We start from the raw sequence: 17173 nt of genomic DNA, 5'->3' as shown, positions 1-17173 counted from the left end.
CCGTGGTCTTCGGCGGCTGGCAAGCCGTCATCACACAGGCGTCGTCCGTGGCCGGAATGCTGGGGCGCTGAACGGGCGCCCCGGTCCCGGGAGAGCGGCCCGGGACGGGGGACTTCCGGCCGACAACCCCGTGGGGACGGGGGTGCGGCGGACGGCACGAATGGCCGGGCATCTGGGGAGATGCCCGGCCATCGAGCTTGTGGCAAGCGGCCTGCCGTCCGGGCCAGTTGAGCGGCCACGTACCGGTACAACGACCGAGGGCCGGAGCGAATGCTCCGGCCCTCAGGATCCGTGTGGACGATACTGGGATTGAACCAGTGACCTCTTCCGTGTCAGGGAAGCGCTCTCCCGCTGAGCTAATCGCGCGGGGGCCCGGTCGAGCCGGGCCAGTGGACGATACTGGGATTGAACCAGTGACCTCTTCCGTGTCAGGGAAGCGCTCTCCCGCTGAGCTAATCGTCCTTGGAGGTGGAGACGGGATTTGAACCCGTGTAGACGGCTTTGCAGGCCGTTGCCTCGCCTCTCGGCCACTCCACCAGGAGTGAGGGGGGTCGGGAAGATCCCCCACATCGAGCGGACGACGAGACTCGAACTCGCGACATCCACCTTGGCAAGGTGGTGCTCTACCAACTGAGCTACGTCCGCAGGTGACTCTCCCAGACTACGTCGGGAAGCTACCCGGCCCCCGGGGCGCTTCCGCGTCCCGGCGACGTGTTGAACTCTAGCGGATTCCGGGGCCAGTACAAAAACGCGTTTGTGCAGCGTGCTGCGCTGCTCGCTCGCCCCGGGCGGTTGCCGGTGCGCCGCCATAGACTCACTGACGTGCACGACTTCGCTCCCATGGCCCGCTTCGGCGGCCTGATAGCCACTGGCCTGCGCGATGTGACCAGCGATCCCGCGGCCCTGGATTCCGCAGGCTGGTGGGCGGTGACCGCCGGCTTCGAAGGGGGCGTGGTCTGCGCCCGCTTCGCCGACGTACGCCCCGCGACCGCGGCCGACGACCCCGCCCCCGACCGGTGGCGCGGCCCCCTCCCGGGCGACTGGCGCAGCTCCATGGACCGCGCCGCCTATACCGCCGGCGTGCGGCGCATCCGTGAGTACATCGCGGCCGGCGAGGTCTACCAAGTGAACCTCTGCCGGGTCCTGACCGCGCCGCTGCCGGACCGCGGCCGCGCCGACGTGGACGCGCTCTCCGCCGTACTGGCCCGCGGCAACCCCGCGCCCTACGCCGGCACGGTCCGGCTGCCGGACCACGGCGTCGAGGTCGCCACCGCCTCCCCGGAGCTGTTCCTGCGGCGCGCCGGCCGGACCGTCGAGTCCGGCCCCATCAAGGGCACCGGCCGCACCGCCGCGGACCTCTCGGAGAAGGACCGGGCGGAGAACGTGATGATCGTCGACCTGGTCCGCAACGACCTCGGGCGGGTCTGCGCCACGGGTACCGTCACCGTCCCCGCCCTCTGCGCCGTGGAGGAGCACCCGGGCCTGGTCCACCTCGTCTCCACCGTGCGCGGCGAACTGGCCGAGGCGCACGAGAAGACGGCCTGGGCGGATCTGCTCGACGCCACCTTCCCGCCCGGTTCGGTCACCGGCGCCCCCAAGTCCAGCGCGCTGCGGATCATCGACGAGCTGGAGACCGCCCCCCGCGGCCCGTACTGCGGCGGCATCGGCTGGGTCGACGCAGACCGCCGCACCGGCGAGCTCAACGTCGGCATCCGCACGTTCTGGGTCGACCGCACCCCGCCCGGCGGCCCGGTCCTCCGCTTCGGTGCCGGGGCCGGGATCATCTGGGACTCGGACCCGGAGCGGGAGTGGGCGGAGACCGAGTTGAAGGCGCGGCGACTGCTCGCGGTAGCGTCGGGTGAGCACGAAGTGAGCGGAGGGACACGGCGATGAAGATCTGGCTCGACGGGGGACTGCGGGACGCCGGAACCGCCCGGGTCTCGGTCTTCGACCACGGGCTGACGGTCGGCGACGGCGTCTTCGAGACCGTCAAGGCCGACCGCGGCCGGGCCTTCGCCCTCACCCGCCACCTGGAGCGCCTGACCACCTCGGCCCGGGGGCTCGGCCTGCCCGCCCCCGACCTCGACGAGGTGCGGCGCGGCTGCGAGGCCGTCCTGGACGCCAATCCGATGGCGCTCGGCCGGCTGCGGATCACCTACACCGGCGGCGTCTCCCCGCTCGGCTCGGACCGCGGCGAGGCCGGCCCCACCCTGGTCGTCGCGCTCTCCGAGACCACGCGCCGCCCCGACACCACCGCCGCGGTCACCGTCCCCTGGACGCGCAACGAACGCGGCGCGCTCGCCGGCCTGAAGACCACCTCGTACGGCGAGAACGTCGTCGCCCTCGCCCGCGCGCGCGAACTGGGCGCCTCCGAGGCGCTGTTCGGCAACACCGTCGGCGCGCTCTGCGAGGGCACCGGCTCCAATGTCTTCGTCGTGCTGGACGGCGAACTGCACACCCCGCCGCTGACCTCCGGCTGCCTGGCCGGCATCACCCGTGCCCTGACGGTCACCTGGGCCGGCGCCAAGGAGACCGACCTGCCGCTGGACGCCCTGGAGAGCGCCGAGGAGATCTTCCTGACCTCCACACTCCGCGACGTCCAGGCCGTGACGCGTATCGACGGCCGCCAACTCGGCGACCGGCCGGGCCCGGTGACCGCCGAGGCGATGCGGATCTTCGACGAGCGGTCGGCCGCGGACTTCGACCCGCGCTGAAGACGACGGGCCCGTGGGCGGGCGGGTGGAAAGCGAGTAGAAAGTCTTCGTGACCACTACGCTGCGCCCCGCGGGCCCCGAAGTTCGACACGACGACGGCCACCGGTCCCGCCCCTACGACATCTGCGTCAACAGCCGCCGGGTCGGCGGGATCCAGCTCGCCACGGACGCCCGGTTCGGCGATGCGGCGGGCCGCATCGAGGCCCTGGCGGTCGACGCCCCGGACCGGCACCGCGGGCGTGCCACGGTCGCCGCGCTGGCGGCCGAGGAAGTGCTGCGCGGCTGGGGCTGTCGGCAGATCGAGCTGACCGTGCCCACCGACGCCGAGGCGGCCGTACGGCTGGCGGCGGCGCTGGGCTACACCGAACGCAGCCGCACCATGGCCAGGGCGCTGACCGGCCCGCCCCGGCTCCCCGAGGGCAGCGTCGACCGGCCGCTGAGCGCGGACGCGTATCCGGCCTGGCGGGATGCCGCCATCGCCGAGCACATCCGGTCGGAGATCGCCCAGGGGATGTCCCGCGAACGCGCCGAGGAGACCTCGGTCGCCGCGCACGACGCCCTGCTCTCCAAGGGCGCCGCCACCCCCCACCACGCCTTGCGCGTCCTCGCCCACGAAGGCACGGACGTCGGCACGCTGTGGCTCGCGCTGCGCCTCCCGGGGCAGCCCGGCGGCTATGTCTTCGACGTGCGGGTGGTGCCCGGGCACCGCGGCGAGGGCCACGGCCGCACCCTGATGCTCGTCGCCGAGCGCGAATGCCTGGCCGCGGGCCGCTCGTCGCTGGCCCTGAACGTCTACCCGGACAACGCCCCCGCGCTCGGCCTCTACGGCTCACTCGGCTACCGCATCACCGCGTACCGCCTCTGGAAGCCGATCCTCTGAGCAACGCCGGTCCTCCGCACGGCCGGCGCGGCTCGCGGAGTCCGCCCGCCGGTCCGGCCTGTGGAGCAGGCCCTAGCGTCGTCCGCCGTCCTGTCCGGCCAGCAGCCGGTCGGCGATCTCCTCGATACGGGCCCGCAGCCCCTCCTGGCTCTTCCCGCCGTCGAGCCGCTCGCCGCCGATCACATACGTCGGGGTGCCGGTCACCCCGATCGCCTTGCCCTCGGCCTGGTCCGCGTCCACGACCAGCAGATGCCGCCCGTCGATCAGCGCGGTGTCCAGCTCCTCGGCGTCCAGCCCCAGTTCCCCGGCGACGTCCAGCAGCAGCTTCTCGCCGTGCGTGCCGAGCTCCCCGGTACGTGCCAGCACCGCCTCGACGTACGGCCAGGCCCGCCCCTGCACAGCGGCCTCCTCGGCGGCCTGGGCGGCGGCGTAGGCGTGCTTGTGCTTCTCCAGGGGGAAGTGGCGCAGCTGGATGTCCAGCCGGTCGCCGTAGCGCTCCCGGAGCGCCCGTACGTCCGCCAGCGCGGCGGCGCAGTCCGGGCACTGCAGATCGCACCAGACGTCGAGCTGGGGGCGTACGGAGTTGCTGGGGGCCGGGGAGCCGGGGACGGCGGCGTCGTTCATGGGGTCAGTCTCCCAGCCGGCCTCCCAGCCGGCTTCCCCGGGCCGGAACCCGGACCCTACGGAGGAGGGCGACCCGGAGATCTCCCTGAGGTCCGGCCGGAACGTGGCTCGGGTGCGGCCGGAGGGGGCAGGATGGAAGGGAGCGCGGAACGCCCGCTCGTCCCTCGACCGGCAGGAGGACCGGATGCTGACCTCGACAGTGTGTGCCGCGGTTTCGGCAGCGGGCCTGGGCATCGCCGCGCTGACCGCCTACCGCAAGCGGTTCCTGGCCGCGACCCGGATCGCCGCCTTCGCCCTGATCCCCGTCGGCCTGGTGATGACCGGGGTCATCGACTGGGTCACCAGCATCGTCCTCAAGCCCACGGTCTGGGCCGGCTTCGGTGTGCTCGCGCTCTCCGCGGTGCTCTTCACGATCAGTCGATTCGTGGAGCGCCGCCGCGGGATAGGCGGCCGGAAGGAGCGCAAGGCCGCGGCGGCTTCCCGGCCCGACGCGGTGGCACCGGCCGCCTCGGCGCCGTCGCTCGGCGCGGGCCGTGCCGAACGGCAGACTCCCAAGGGCAAGCAGGCTCCGGGCAGCGAACTGGCACCCAAGGATGACTTCTCGGACATCGAAGCGATCCTGAAAAAGCACGGGATCTGATGAACTCCCGCTGCTGAGAGGGTTATTGGCGGCACCGGGACGATCATCTGCGCCATGATGCGCGCGAGATGAACGATGAGTGCGCCCTCGCCCAAGACGACGCCCCGTGCCCCGAACCCCGCGGTTGCCTGTTCGCGCTGTCCCAGCCGCCGCTGATGCTCTTCCTGGCCATCATCGGCTTTCTGCTCCTCCTGGGCGCCGTACACGACCTCTTCATCCTGTGAGGCGGGCGAGACGGTGCGCCGCCCGCCGACCGCTCAGCCCGCCGCCTCCCGGCGCCGCGCACGGTACGCCGCCACGTGCAGCCGGTTGCCGCAGGTCCGGCTGTCGCAGTAGCGCCGGGAGCGATTGCGCGACAGGTCGACGAAGGCGTGCCGGCAGTCCGGCGCCTCGCACCGCCGCAGCCGCTCCCGCTCCCCGGCGACGACGATGAAGGCCAGCGCCATCCCGCCGTCCGCGGCGAGGTGGTCGGCCACCGAGGCGCCCGGTGCGAAGTAGTGGATGTGCCAGTCGTAGCCGTCGTGGTCGGTCAGCTGGGGGGTGGTGCCCGCGGAGGCGACCAGCGCGTTCAGCTGCTCGGCAGCGGTGCGGTCGTCCCCGGCCGCGAAGACCTGCGCGAACCGCGCGCGGACGGCCCGTACGGCCGCCAGATCGCCGGCCGAGAGGTCCCCGACGCCGCTGACGTCGTTGCGCCGCACGAAGTCCTGGAGGGCCGCGAGGTCGATCAGGCTGTCCGGTGCGCCGGGTGCCTCGCCCTCGGGAGCGGTGTTCAGCAGGTCGACGACCGCGTCCAGCGCGCACCGGGTGTCATGGGTGATCAGCACGGTTCCGCTCCCTGGCCGGGTGGGGTCGGACGGGTGCCGCCCCGGTGTCGTTGGCGAATGGTCGCCGACTCTAGCGTCTGGAACAAGCCTCGGCGCCGTCTCCGCGGTGGGTCCGCGGCGACGGCGCCGGAGCGTGCCGTATGGACTTGTCGGTCCTGCGCCGTCTCCCCGAGTCGGACGGCAGCAAGTGTGAGCGGTTGGGTGCGGTGGGTGTCTGTGCCGCGCCTCAGCTCTCCGCCAGGATGTGGGAGAGCTCCGTGTCGAGATCGAAATGGCGGTGCTCCGTACCGGGCGGTACGGCGGCGTCGGTCCTCTTCAGGAAGGATTCGAGCGCCCGCGCCGGGGCTTCCAGAAGGGCTTCCCCTTCGGGGGAGCTCAGGGCGATGCAGACAACGCCCTGCCCGTGGCTCCGGGACGGCCATACGCGGACGTCTCCGGTGCCCGTGGGCCGGTGCAGGCCCTCAGCGAGGAGGTCGCGGGCGAAAACCCATTCGACGGTCTCCTCGGCTCCGGTATGGAAGGTGGCATGCACGGCATACGGATCGGCCGTGTCATACCGCAGGCCCGCGGGTACAGGCAGTGAGGACTCGCTCGACACAACGAGGCGCAGGTGCAGCTCGCAGCTGACCGTGGTGTTCATAAGCGCCAGGGCCTTTCGCTCAGTGTGCGCTCGGGGATTCGCACGTCGGCGAAATCGACATGCCACCTACGGTGCCGTTGTAAACCCCTCTGACGGTTTTGGGTGGCTTCAGATACCTCTTACGGCGGATTGCGTGATCGTCCCCGGGTGTATTTCGATGGCGCGGTCCTGTCCGTTAAGTGTGCGCCCCAAATACACAGAGTAATGGGAGGCGGGGCCGGTCGGACGGTGATCTTCGCGGGTTGGGCGATTCGGGTGACGGGGTTCGGGTCCCGGATGTCGTTCGGATCCGTCCGGTCTCCGTGACGTGGTGGGCGGCGTCCGCTCCTGAGGTGGTCGGAAGGGCCTCCCGACGTGGGGTAATGTTGGCGGTGCGCCGGGCGATTAGCTCAGTGGGAGAGCGCTTCGTTCACACCGAAGAGGTCACTGGTTCGAACCCAGTATCGCCCACCCCGGACAACGGCCCGGAGACGTCAAGTCTCCGGGCCGTTGCGGTTGTTGGGCTTCTCCGGCTGCCGCGGGGCGCACACTGGGATCATGCCCGACTGGTCCGGCCGTCCGCGCCGTCTGCATCGCTACCGCTTCCGCAGCGTATGGCTGCTGAACGCCCCGCCCGCCGTCGTCTACGCCGTGCTAGAACGCGCCGAGGCCTATCCCCACTGGTGGCCGCAGGTCCGCGAGGTGACCCCGAACGACGAGCGGAGCGGGACGGCCCGGTTCCGGTCCTTTCTGCCGTACGAGCTGGAGGTGGTGGCCTCCGAGGTCGTGCGGGACCCAGGGGCCGGGGTGCTGGAGATAGAGATGCGCGGGGACCTGGCCGGCTGGGCGCGCTGGACGATCGTGCCGGGGGAGGGCGGCACCCGGGCGGTCTTCGAGCAGGACGTGGAGGTCTGCAAACCGCTGCTGCGGCGCTGGGCGCTGCTGGGACGGCCGCTGTTCCTGCTCAATCACGCGCTGATGATGCGGGCCGGGCGGCGCGGGCTCGCGGCCTGGCTGGCCCGGGGGTGACCGGGGGTGAGGGGAGCGGGAAGGGAATTTGATGGAAGGCCCCGGCGGCCTGTATCGTTCAGGTCGTTCGCGAGGGAAACCCCGCCGACACCCGGGCGATTAGCTCAGTGGGAGAGCGCTTCGTTCACACCGAAGAGGTCACTGGTTCGAACCCAGTATCGCCCACCGGGATCATGAACCGGGCCGCCAACAGGCGGCCCGGTTCTGTTTTTCGGGTACCGGGCGGCGGTATCGCGGGGCCGGAATTCCGGTGCGGCCGGCGCGGTGCGGCTCGGAATTCCGTACGGATTTCAGGCCGCGGCGGGGAGTTCGGGGCGCAGCGGCCAATGGGGATCGACGGTCTCGGGGGAGCCGCTGCGGGCGAACCACGCCTGGAGCCCGCGCGCCTGGGCGGCGTACCAGACCGCCTGGCGGGTGTGCAGCTCCGCCGGCTGGAAGCCCTCCAGCCGGTCGGCGAAGCGCCGGCCCAGAGCCCGGACCACGCGCAGCGCGGCGAGCGCGTCGGCAGCCGCCTCATGGGCGTCGGTCAGCTCGACCTCGTAGTGCGCACACAGGTCGGTGAGGGTGCGGCGGCCCTTGCGGTAGCGGTCCAGGTGCTTGTCCAGGACGCGGGGGTCGAGGACGTGCAGCGGGCGCCCGCCGAGATAGGCGGTGAGCGAGCTGGCGCGGTGGCGCTTCAACTCCCGTTCCAGGAGCGTGAGATCGAACGGTGCGTTCATCACGACCAGCGGGCGGCCGGCCACCGCCTGGGCGGCCAGCGTGTGGGCGACCTCCTCCAGCACCGGCGCCGGCCACCGGCCGTACAGTGCCAGATGATCTGCCGTCAGGCCGTGTACCTCGATCGAGGCTTCCGGTATCTCGACGCCCGGGTTGATCAGCCAGCGGGTCACGCGCGGGGCGGAGCGCGGGGTTTCCTGGACCACCAGGGCGGCGGAGACGATGCGATCGCGTTCGACGTCGATGCCCGTCGTCTCGGTGTCGAAGGCGGCGAGCGGACCGTCGTACCAGCACGGTGTCATCCCAACTCCTCCCGGTCGTGCGGGGGATGACGGCGCGCCACCCGAGCTGGTGATACCCGGGTCGTACGGTGCTCGAACCGTCCTGGTTTGCGGACCACTTGACGCGGAGACAACCAGAGGGACGGGCCGCCGCCGACCGCGCGGTCCGGCGGCCCCGTATGCACCGGTCGCCTACCCGTCATCCCACGCAGCGAACGGCACAGCCCGGAAGGCCCCTGCGATGACGCTCGCGCAGCCCGAACCGGGCGGGCTATCCCCGGCAAGCGAGAGGTACCCTCGGCCCGCGACCGCCGCACCGCAGCGCGGTGGACTCGCCACCACCGCCTGCATGGAGACCCTCCAGGTCGGCTATCTGCACGCGATCGCCGCCGCCTCCGGATGCTCGCTGGCACAGCCCTTCCCGGACAACGGAATCGACTGGCACGTCAGCCACGGCGCGTCCGGCCACGCCGTCGACGACGAGGTGACCATCAAGGTGCAGCTCAAGTGCACCTACCAGACCGCCCCGCGCCCGCCGGGGCCGACCTTCGCGTTCACGCTCGACAACGACCACCTGAGAAAGCTGGCCCGCACGCCCGTATCGGTGCACAAGATCCTGGTCGTGATGCTCGTCCCGCGGCAGCCGGAGGACTGGCTCCGGGCCGGGCACGACCACCTCGAACTGCGGCACTGCTGCTACTGGATCAATCTCGCCGGCCATCCGGTGACCGGCCGGCGCAGGACCACTGTGCGGATCCCGACCACGCGGATCTTCGACGACCGCGCGCTCTGCGAGATCATGACGCGGGTCGGGGCGGGAGGGAGACCCTGATGTACCGGCCGACCGATGAATACGGCGCGCGGCCCCTGGACGCCGCGCAGCTCGATCCCGCGGTGCTCGGCGCCCTGCTGGCCCGGCACGGCTGGCGGCGCAGGGGCGGCGCGCTCGGCCACTACGCCCGCTGGACGCCGCCGGGCGCCGTGGCCGGCACCAGCCTGCTGGTGCCGCACGACCGCCGCTTCCCCGACAGCGCCGAACTGCTGGCCGAGGCGCTGGCGGCGCTGGAGCGGAGCGCCGCGCCCTCGGCCCGCGAGGTGCTGGTGGGGCTCGCGGTGCCCAGCGACGAGGTCCGCTGGGAGCGCGAGATCCCCGACGACGGCTCGGGGACGGCGCACTGGGTGGCGCAGGAGCAACTGCGGAGCGCGGCGCGCGCCATGCTGACCGCCGGCGCGCTGGCCTCGTACACCCGGGCCGGCTATTACGGCGCGCGGCACAAGCGGCAGGCCGAGGGGTTCCTGGGCCAGGTGCTGGTGGGTCCGGCGCCGGACGGGCGGCGGCTGGCCGCGTTCGTCCCCGTGCAGGCCGGTCGCGGAGCGGTGGCCGGCCTCCAGCGGGCGCTGCACGCGGCCCGGGACGCCACCGACTACCAGCGGGCGACCGGTGGCATGGAGGCGTTCGACGCGGCCGTGGGGCTGGGCGTCTGCCACGAGCTGGCGCAAGCGCTGATCGCGCTGGTGCGGGACGCGGAGGGGGTGCGGATCACGGTCGAGTGGTCGCCGGCGGCCGGCGCCCCGGCCGGGTGCCCGGCGCACCCCGAACCGGTCGAGTTCTCCCCGGGCGACCTGCCCGCGCTCCAGCGGGCCGCGCGGCGCTATGTCCGCGCGGAGCCGTCGCTGCCGGTGCGGGTGACCGGCACCGTCGTACGGCTGCGCAGGGAGCGGCCGGGCGGTCCGGGCGCGGTGCGGCTGCGGGTGATCAACGGGGCGGACGTGGGGCAGGTACGGGTCGCCCTGGGGGAGGAGGACTACCGGATCGCCGGGCATGCGCATCTGGTGGGGCTGCCGATCCGGGTCAGCGGGCGGCTGGAGAGCCGGGGCGGGTTCCGCCGGATCACCGGCGGCCGGGACGTCACGCCCGTCCAGGTCGACGAGGCCGACCGGGACCGGCTGCTGAAGTCGCTCCAGGAGAATGTCGGCACCTTCGAGGAGGCGTGCGGCGGACCGTCGGCCGACGGGTGAACGGGCGGCGGGGAAACCGTTTCGCGGTGCGGTCCACCGGCTCGGTACGATTCGGGAGCGCAGCAATCGCTGCCGCGAGAGAGACATGAGTCAGGAGAGACCGGTGTCAGACGTCCGTGTGACCATCCAACGCGATTCCGAGCGGGAAGAACGCGTGGTGACCACGGGCACTACGGCCGCCGACCTCTTCCAGGGCGAGCGCGGCGTCGTCGCCGCGCGGGTGGCCGGCGAGCTCAGGGACCTCGCGTACGAACTCGCCGAGGGCGAGGTGATCGAGCCCGTCGAGATCACCTCCGAGGACGGTCTGAACATCCTGCGGCACTCCACCGCGCACGTGATGGCGCAGGCCGTGCAGGAGCTCTTCCCCGAGGCCAAGCTCGGCATCGGCCCGCCCATCAAGGACGGCTTCTACTACGACTTCGACGTCGAGACCCCCTTCCACCCGGACGATCTCAAGCGCATCGAGAAGAAGATGCAGGAGATCCAGAAGCGCGGGCAGAGGTTCGCGCGCCGGGCGGTCAGCGACGAGGCCGCGCGCGAGGAGCTGGCGAACGAGCCGTACAAGCTCGAACTGATCGGCCTCAAGGGCTCCGCCGCGGACGCCGCCGAGGGCGCCTCCGCCGAGGTCGGCGCCGGCCAGCTGACCATCTACGACAACCTGGACGCCAAGTCCGGTGAGCTGTGCTGGAAGGACCTCTGCCGCGGTCCGCACCTGCCCAGCACCCGCGCCATCCCCGCGTTCAAGCTGATGCGCTCGGCCGCCGCGTACTGGCGGGGCAGCGAGAAGAACAAGCAGCTGCAGCGGATCTACGGCACCGCGTGGCCGACCAAGGACGAGCTCAAGGCGCACCTGGAGTTCCTCGCCGAGGCCGAGAAGCGCGACCACCGCAAGCTGGGTGCGGAGCTGGACCTGTTCTCCATCCCGGAGGTCCTCGGTTCCGGTCTGGCGGTCTTCCACCCCAAGGGCGGCGTGGTCCGCAAGGTGATGGAGGACTACGCCCGCAAGCGGCACGAGGAGTCGGGCTACGAGTTCGTCAACACCCCGCACATCTCCAAGCAGAAGCTCTTCGAGATCTCGGGCCACCTGCCGAGCTACGCGGACGCGATGTTCCCGCCGGTGCAGTTCGAGGGCCAGGACTACCGCCTCAAGGCGATGAACTGCCCGATGCACAACCTGATCTTCCAGGCGCGCGGTCGCTCCTACCGCGAACTGCCGCTGCGGCTCTTCGAGTTCGGCACGGTCTACCGCTACGAGAAGTCCGGCGTCGTGCACGGCCTGACCCGCGCCCGGGGCTTCACCCAGGACGACTCGCACATCTACTGCGCCAAGGAGCAGATGCACGAGGAGCTGGACTCGCTCCTGACCTTCGTGCTCGACCTGCTGCGCGACTACGGCCTGAGCGACTTCTACCTGGAGCTGTCGACCCGCGATGAGTCCGACAAGTTCATCGGCGAGGACGACGAGTGGGCGGAGGCCACCGAGACGCTGCGCCAGGCGGCCGAGAAGCAGGGCCTCGAACTCGTCCTGGACCCGGGCGGCGCGGCGTACTACGGCCCGAAGATCTCGGTGCAGGCGAAGGACGCCATCGGCCGGACCTGGCAGATGTCGACGATCCAGGTCGACTTCCAGCAGCCCAAGCGGTTCGAGCTGGAGTACACCGCGGCCGACGGCACCAAGCAGCGCCCGGTCATGATCCACCGCGCGCTGTTCGGCTCGATCGAGCGGTTCTTCGCGGTGCTGCTGGAGCACTACGCCGGTGCCTTCCCGGCGTGGCTGGCGCCGGTGCAGGCCACCTGCATCCCGATCGGCGACGCCCACGTCCCGTACCTGGAGGAGTTCGCCGCGGAGGCGAAGGCCAAGGGGCTGCGGGTCGAGGTGGACTCCTCCTCGGACCGGATGCAGAAGAAGATCAGGAACGCGCAGAAGGCCAAGGTGCCGTTCATGATCCTGGCCGGTGACGAGGACATGGCCGCCGGGGCGGTGTCGTTCCGCTACCGCGACGGGTCGCAGGAGAACGGCATCCCGAAGCACGAGGCGCTGGCCAAGCTCCTGGACGTGGTGGAGCGCCGCGTCCAGGTGTGACAGCGGTCTTCACGAGGGGCGGTCCCGATCGGGACCGCCCCTCGCCGCTTCCCCCATGGCCGCAGGAGAATATGCTTCGCAACATGACGAGTGAGCCGGAGCAGCAGATCGGAGTCGGGACGCAGGACGCCTTTCAGCGCCTGTGGACGCCCCACCGGATGGCGTACATCCAGGGGGAGAACAAGCCGAGCGGCCCGGGGGCCGACGACGGCTGTCCGTTCTGCACGATTCCTGCGAAGTCGGACGAGGACGGGCTCGTGGTCGCGCGCGGTGAGCGGGTCTACGCGGTGCTGAACCTGTATCCGTACAACGGCGGGCACCTCATGGTCGTCCCGTTCCGGCACGTCGCCGACTACACCGAGCTGGACGGCGCCGAGACCGCGGAGCTGGCGGAGTTCACCAAGCGGGCGATGACCGCGCTGCGGACGGCGTCGGGGGCGCACGGTTTCAACATCGGGATGAACCAGGGCGGGGTCGCCGGCGCCGGGATCGCGGCCCACCTTCACCAGCACGTCGTCCCCCGCTGGGGCGGTGACACCAACTTCATGCCGGTGGTCGCGCACACCAAGGTGCTGCCCCAACTCCTCGCAGACACCCGCGCGATGCTCGCCGCGGCCTGGGCGGCGTGAGCGCCGTGCGCGCCGGGTGAACGAGGCGACACGCACCCGGACGAATCCAATAGATCGCCCCGATTGGGAAAATTTGCCTCTCTAATGGGGTGGTGACTTCCCTAGATCGTCGTTCCGTGCTGCGCGCGGCTGCCTCCGCCGCAGCCGCCGGTGCGCTCGCGTCGGGCTGCGACCCGCACCGGGGGACGGACACGTCGTCGTCCGCCCCCCGGACCTCCGCCGGATCGGGCCCTTCCGGAACCGGCCGGACCGGGCCCGCCCGGGTACCCGCCGCCCGGCCGCCGACCCGGCTGCCGGGCCGGCCCGTCGAGATCGAGCACGGGCCGCGGGACGGCCGCGCCGTGGCCCTGACCTTCCACGGCAGGGGCGACCCCAAGCTGGCGAACGCGCTGCTGGGCGAGGCCGAGCGGGCCGGCGCCAAGGTCACCGTGTTGGCCGTCGGCGACTGGCTCGACGAGCAGCCCGCGATGGCCCGCCGGATCCTGGACGGCGGCCATGAGCTGGGCAATCACACGATGCACCACCGCGCGATCTGCGCGCTGCCGGAGGCCGCCGCCTACGCCGAGATCAGCCAGTGCGCCGACCGGCTGCGCAAGCTCACCGGCACCATCGGCAGCTGGTTCCGCCCCTCGCAGACTCGGCTGGCCACCCAGCAGGTGATCGGGCTGGCCCGCAAGGTGGGCTATCCGCACGTCCTGTCGTACGACCTGGACTCCCTCGACGCGAACGACCCCGGTGCCGCGGCCGTCCGGCGCACGGTCCTGGACGGCGTGCGGCCGGGGTCGATCGTGAGTCTCCATCTCGGGCACGCCGGCACGGTGGCCGCGCTGCCCCCGATCCTCGACGGCCTCCGCCGGCGCGGTCTGCGCGCGGTGACGACAACGGAGCTGGTGACCTGATGGCTGATCGGAACCGTATCCCCGTCCGCACGACCGGCTCCCGGGCGGCCCGCCCCGTGCGCCGGGCCGCGCTGCTCGCCGTGGCCTGCGCGCTGGTGGCGGCGGGCTGCGGCAGTGGCGGGCCGTCCGCCGGCAAGAGCCCGCAGCCTGCCGCGCAGGGGCCGCGCCAGGCCGTCCAGCAGGGCCTGCCGGGGATGCCGCCGCCGCTGGACCGGCGCGACCTGTACGCGGCGGACCGGCCCAACCGACTGGCGCCGCAGGTCAAGGCCTTCCCGTCGCGGGTGTACGTGCCCAACACCGGCTCGGACACGGTCAGCGTGATCGATCCGAAGACGTACAAGGTCATCGAGACGATCCCGGTGGGGGTGCAGCCGCAGCACGTGGTGCCGTCCTGGGACATGAAGACGCTGTGGGTCAACAACGACCGGGGGCACGACCTGACCCCGATCGATCCGGCGACCGGCAAGGCCGGCAAGCCGGTGAAGGTCCACGACCCCTACAACCTGTACTTCACGCCCGACGGGAAGTACGCGGTCGTGATGGCCTCGATGGACAAGCAGCTGGTCTTCCGGGACCCGCACACCATGAAGGTCCGCAAGGCCCTCCCGGTCAACTGCGCCGGCGTCAACCACGCCGACTTCTCGCCGGACGGCAAGTACTTCATCGTCTCCTGCGAGTTCTCCGGTGAGCTGCTCAAGGTCGACACCGCGAAGATGGAGGTGATCGGCAAGCAGAAGCTGCCGTTCGAGGGGGCGATGCCGCAGGACGTGAAGATCTCGCCGGACGGCAAGACCTGGTACGTCGCCGACATGATGGCCGACGGCGTCTGGATCCTGAACGGCGACACCTTCGGCCGCCCGAAGCTGCTGCCGACCGGCAAGGGCACGCACGGCCTCTACGTCAGCCGGGACTCGCGCCACATGTACATCTCCAACCGGGGTGAGGGGACCATCTCGCTGCTGGACTTCAGGACCGGGGAGCTGGTCGGCAAGTGGCACATCCGCGGCGGCGGCAGCCCGGACATGGGCGGTGTCTCGGCGGACGGCAACGTGCTGTGGCTGTCCGGGCGTTACAACTCCGAGGTGTACGCCCTCGACACCCACACCGGGAAGACCCTGGCGAAGATCAAGGTGGGGCTGGGGCCGCACGGACTGGCGGTGTACCCGCAGCCGGGGCGGTACTCGCTCGGGCACACCGGGATCTTCCGCTAGGCCCTGTCCAGGGTCACGGGCCGAACGCCGGACGGGCGCGGGCACGGCGGTTCACCGCCCGTGCCCGCGCCCGTCCGTGCGGGGAGCTGCGCCGCTGGGCCTGTCCGCTGGGTCAGGGGCGGACAGAACACCTAGGCGTTGTACTCGTCGGCCTTCTTCGGTTCGGCGCTCTGGACCATGCCGCTCAGGACGAGCGAGCGGTTGTCGAAGCGCTCGGTGTCGACGCCGTTCTCCTTGAGGACGCTCATGGCCGCGGCGTGCACCGCCCGCAGGACCGGGGTCGCGGCGCGCAGCGCGTCATCGGCCATGAAGCGGTGCCGCCAGGGCTTGTCGGCCCAGACGTGGCGCAGGCCGAACGGCTCGGGGAGGGTGAGCCTGCCGCCGAGGAAGTCCAGGACGGGCGGGAACCACGTCAGCGGGGCGCGGGCGGCGAGCCGGACCACCTCGGACGGCTCGATCAGCGGCAGCGTCTGGGTCTTGGTCTCCCAGAACCGGATGACCTTGGCGACGTCCTTGGTCTTGGGCGCCGGCTTGCTGGTGAAGAGCGAGTTGACCGGGCCGAGGGCGTGGCCGCTGACCTCGATGCGCAGCGTCTCGTGCAGCACGGTGACGGTGATCATGAGCGTGAGCACCAGCTGGCCGTCCCACAGGACGAACTGGACGCCGAGGTAGTGGCGGTTGCCGGCGCCGAACTGCTGCTCGTTGCAGATCCGCTCGATCTCGTGGCCGCGGACCTCGTACCCGTCGACGTGGCTGCCCTCCGGGCGGGAGACCGCCCCCGCCTTCTCGCCCACGGGGACGACGATCCAGTGGCGTACGGAGGGCGGCTGCTGGAATCCACCGGTGTGCAGCGGGCTGCGCTCCAGCAGGCGCAGCCGGTCGTGGATCGCGCGGATGACGTCCCAGCTGCGGAAGGGGTGGATCTCGGTACCCTCCTGGGCCGGCCGCAGCTCCTCGGCGAGCTGCCAGCTGCCCCAGCGGGTACCCATGCCGAGTATGCCCTTGGGACCGGCGTAGAAGACGACGTTGCTGCGCTGCTCGGCGGAGATTTTGGCGAGATTGTGCCGGAGGGTTTCGGCGGAGGTGTGGTTCGGGTCCTGCGGTACCGCCTCGGGGATCTTGGCGGCGACGCCGCCGCCTTCGAGCAGCCCCTTCCACGCCTCCCGCATGTCCACCGCGGTCTTCTCGCAGATCTGCTTGGCCCACCACCAGCCGACCACCGGGGCGACGATCATGCCGCGGGCGTACAGCGGCCAGAAGCCGGTGAACGGCAGCTTGACCATGAAGAAGAGGCCGGCACCGGCGAGCAGGACCAGCAGGGCGCCGCCGAGGAGGGAGATGCCGTTGCCCTCGCCGTCCTTGGAGAACATCTTGCGCAGCTGGAAGGCGCCCAGCCACAGCAGCACACCGGGCAGGAAGAGCAGGCCGAACAGCACCATCAGGAGCGTCAGCCGGGTGTCGCGCTGCTTGCGGACGCGGGTGGCCGAGAGGCAGTGCTCGACGATGGTCTGCGGCTCCGTCCCGAAGGACTGGATGAGCGCCTTGCGTCCGCCGCCGAGCATCCGCACCTGCACGGCGCGGGAGAACGCCTCGCCGAGGTTCGGCGCGAACAGCGAGAGCTTGGGCTTCTTGATGCCGGAGGCGCCGGAGTCGGAGTCGGCCTTGGAGATGTCGGCGAGCGGGCTGTCCCGGTAGGCGGCCGAGGCCAGTGCCTGGGTCGCCGCCGTCTGACCGGCGCCGCCCGAGATCGGCACCTGCGCCCCCGGACTGAAGTCATAGCCGTCTGCCACTACCGCCCCCCTCACCCGCGCGCATCCGTGATGCGGCTCTCTACCCGACTACCGCTGACGGCACACCTGTTGAGCCGAGGACCGCACGCCCCGTCGCGGAACGCGGCGCTCTACGGCAGAGTCCCAGCGTACAGCCGCCGTCCAGCCCAGGGGGGTGGTGCCGGACGGCGGCTGATCGACCGTTAACTACCCGCCGTTCTCCGGTTGTTCCCGC

At 71.5% G+C, this 17173-nt stretch carries 17 protein-coding genes and 6 tRNA genes; 14 read left to right on the top strand and 9 right to left on the bottom strand.

Features of this window, described 5'->3' with window-relative positions:
• Positions 1–294: 294 nt before the first annotated feature.
• The 4 genes from RZ84_RS06905 to RZ84_RS06890 all read right to left on the bottom strand — a co-directional run bounded on the left by RZ84_RS06905 (position 295) and on the right by RZ84_RS06890 (position 645).
• A tRNA-Val gene (locus RZ84_RS06905) sits at positions 295–363 on the bottom strand.
• A gap of 27 nt (positions 364–390) precedes the next feature.
• A tRNA-Val gene (locus RZ84_RS06900) sits at positions 391–462 on the bottom strand.
• Between the two features lies 1 nt (position 463).
• A tRNA-Cys gene (locus tag RZ84_RS06895) sits at positions 464–537 on the bottom strand.
• Between the two features lie 35 nt (positions 538–572).
• Positions 573–645 (bottom strand) — tRNA-Gly (locus RZ84_RS06890).
• 177 nt (positions 646–822) lie between these two features.
• On the opposite strand from RZ84_RS06890, the gene RZ84_RS06885 reads away from it, so the two are divergent.
• The 3 genes from RZ84_RS06885 to RZ84_RS06875 are packed head-to-tail and all read left to right on the top strand — an operon-like array spanning position 823 to position 3594.
• The gene (locus RZ84_RS06885) at positions 823–1893 is read left to right on the top strand and encodes a chorismate-binding protein (RefSeq protein ID WP_241777610.1); all 1071 of its coding nucleotides are present in this window, start codon (positions 823–825) and stop codon (positions 1891–1893) included.
• Positions 1890–2714: an aminotransferase class IV gene (locus RZ84_RS06880; protein ID WP_043263542.1), complete on the top strand. Its 825-nt coding sequence runs from the start codon at positions 1890–1892 to the stop codon at positions 2712–2714. The genes RZ84_RS06885 and RZ84_RS06880 overlap by 4 nt, the downstream gene beginning before the upstream one ends.
• 49 nt (positions 2715–2763) lie before the next feature.
• Positions 2764–3594 (top strand): GNAT family N-acetyltransferase, encoded by an 831-nt coding sequence (locus RZ84_RS06875; RefSeq protein ID WP_043263541.1) that lies wholly within the window; start codon positions 2764–2766, stop codon positions 3592–3594.
• A gap of 72 nt (positions 3595–3666) precedes the next feature.
• Here the strand turns inward: RZ84_RS06875 and RZ84_RS06870 are convergent, their stop codons facing one another.
• On the bottom strand, positions 3667–4218 hold the full coding sequence (locus RZ84_RS06870; RefSeq protein WP_043263540.1) for a DsbA family protein: 552 nt from the start codon (positions 4216–4218) through the stop codon (positions 3667–3669).
• A 184-nt stretch (positions 4219–4402) separates the two neighbouring features.
• On the opposite strand from RZ84_RS06870, the gene RZ84_RS06865 reads away from it, so the two are divergent.
• Both RZ84_RS06865 and RZ84_RS39550 read left to right on the top strand, forming a co-directional pair.
• Complete coding sequence (locus RZ84_RS06865) at positions 4403–4858, top strand: hypothetical protein (RefSeq protein WP_043263539.1); 456 nt, start codon at positions 4403–4405, stop codon at positions 4856–4858.
• 68 nt (positions 4859–4926) lie between these two features.
• Positions 4927–5082 carry a hypothetical protein gene (locus tag RZ84_RS39550; protein ID WP_198539945.1) on the top strand — a complete coding sequence of 52 codons (156 nt, stop codon included), beginning with the start codon at positions 4927–4929 and terminating at the stop codon, positions 5080–5082.
• Positions 5083–5115: 33 nt separating this feature from the next.
• On the opposite strand, the gene RZ84_RS06860 is transcribed toward RZ84_RS39550, so the two are convergent.
• Together RZ84_RS06860 and RZ84_RS06855 are read right to left on the bottom strand one after the other, a co-directional pair.
• A complete protein-coding gene (locus RZ84_RS06860) occupies positions 5116–5682 on the bottom strand; it encodes a CGNR zinc finger domain-containing protein (RefSeq protein WP_043263538.1) in 567 nt (188 codons plus the stop codon).
• Positions 5683–5908: 226 nt separating this feature from the next.
• Entirely contained in the window at positions 5909–6322 is a 414-nt protein-coding gene (locus tag RZ84_RS06855) for an SsgA family sporulation/cell division regulator (RefSeq protein ID WP_003959770.1), read from the bottom strand.
• A 378-nt stretch (positions 6323–6700) separates the two neighbouring features.
• On the opposite strand from RZ84_RS06855, the gene RZ84_RS06850 reads away from it, so the two are divergent.
• The 3 genes from RZ84_RS06850 to RZ84_RS06840 all read left to right on the top strand — a co-directional run bounded on the left by RZ84_RS06850 (position 6701) and on the right by RZ84_RS06840 (position 7495).
• Positions 6701–6772 (top strand) — tRNA-Val (locus RZ84_RS06850).
• 87 nt (positions 6773–6859) lie between these two features.
• Positions 6860–7330, top strand: coding sequence for an SRPBCC family protein (locus RZ84_RS06845; RefSeq protein ID WP_043269282.1), 471 nt, complete (start codon positions 6860–6862; stop codon positions 7328–7330).
• Positions 7331–7423: 93 nt separating this feature from the next.
• A tRNA-Val gene (locus RZ84_RS06840) sits at positions 7424–7495 on the top strand.
• 125 nt (positions 7496–7620) lie between these two features.
• Here RZ84_RS06840 and RZ84_RS06835 read toward each other — a convergent pair.
• Positions 7621–8349 (bottom strand): exonuclease domain-containing protein, encoded by a 729-nt coding sequence (locus tag RZ84_RS06835; RefSeq protein ID WP_043263537.1) that lies wholly within the window; start codon positions 8347–8349, stop codon positions 7621–7623.
• 220 nt (positions 8350–8569) lie between these two features.
• Between RZ84_RS06835 and RZ84_RS06830 the strand changes: the two genes are divergently transcribed.
• From RZ84_RS06830 to RZ84_RS06805, 6 genes are all read left to right on the top strand, one after another.
• On the top strand, positions 8570–9160 hold the full coding sequence (locus RZ84_RS06830) for a DUF4365 domain-containing protein (protein ID WP_043263536.1): 591 nt from the start codon (positions 8570–8572) through the stop codon (positions 9158–9160).
• On the top strand, positions 9160–10347 hold the full coding sequence (locus RZ84_RS06825) for a hypothetical protein (protein WP_043263535.1): 1188 nt from the start codon (positions 9160–9162) through the stop codon (positions 10345–10347). Before RZ84_RS06830 ends, RZ84_RS06825 begins: the two co-directional genes overlap by 1 nt.
• 103 nt (positions 10348–10450) lie before the next feature.
• Positions 10451–12430 (top strand): threonine--tRNA ligase, encoded by a 1980-nt coding sequence (gene thrS / locus RZ84_RS06820; RefSeq protein WP_043263534.1) that lies wholly within the window; start codon positions 10451–10453, stop codon positions 12428–12430.
• A gap of 71 nt (positions 12431–12501) precedes the next feature.
• Entirely contained in the window at positions 12502–13059 is a 558-nt protein-coding gene (locus RZ84_RS06815) for an HIT family protein (protein WP_043263533.1), read from the top strand.
• 116 nt (positions 13060–13175) lie between these two features.
• Positions 13176–13958: a polysaccharide deacetylase family protein gene (locus RZ84_RS06810; protein ID WP_198539944.1), complete on the top strand. Its 783-nt coding sequence runs from the start codon at positions 13176–13178 to the stop codon at positions 13956–13958.
• The gene (locus RZ84_RS06805) at positions 13958–15169 is read left to right on the top strand and encodes a YVTN family beta-propeller repeat protein (RefSeq protein WP_043263532.1); all 1212 of its coding nucleotides are present in this window, start codon (positions 13958–13960) and stop codon (positions 15167–15169) included. Before RZ84_RS06810 ends, RZ84_RS06805 begins: the two co-directional genes overlap by 1 nt.
• A gap of 131 nt (positions 15170–15300) precedes the next feature.
• Here RZ84_RS06805 and RZ84_RS06800 read toward each other — a convergent pair whose 3' ends face one another.
• A complete protein-coding gene (locus tag RZ84_RS06800; protein WP_043263531.1) occupies positions 15301–16959 on the bottom strand; it encodes a hypothetical protein in 1659 nt (552 codons plus the stop codon).
• Positions 16960–17173 lie beyond the last annotated feature (214 nt).

It is taken from the genome of Streptomyces sp. CT34 (assembly GCF_000805335.1).
Taxonomy (GTDB): Bacteria; Actinomycetota; Actinomycetes; order Streptomycetales; family Streptomycetaceae; genus Streptomyces.
The sequence above is the reverse complement of the archived record's forward strand: the minus strand, read 5'-3'. Positions and strand labels throughout refer to the sequence as shown.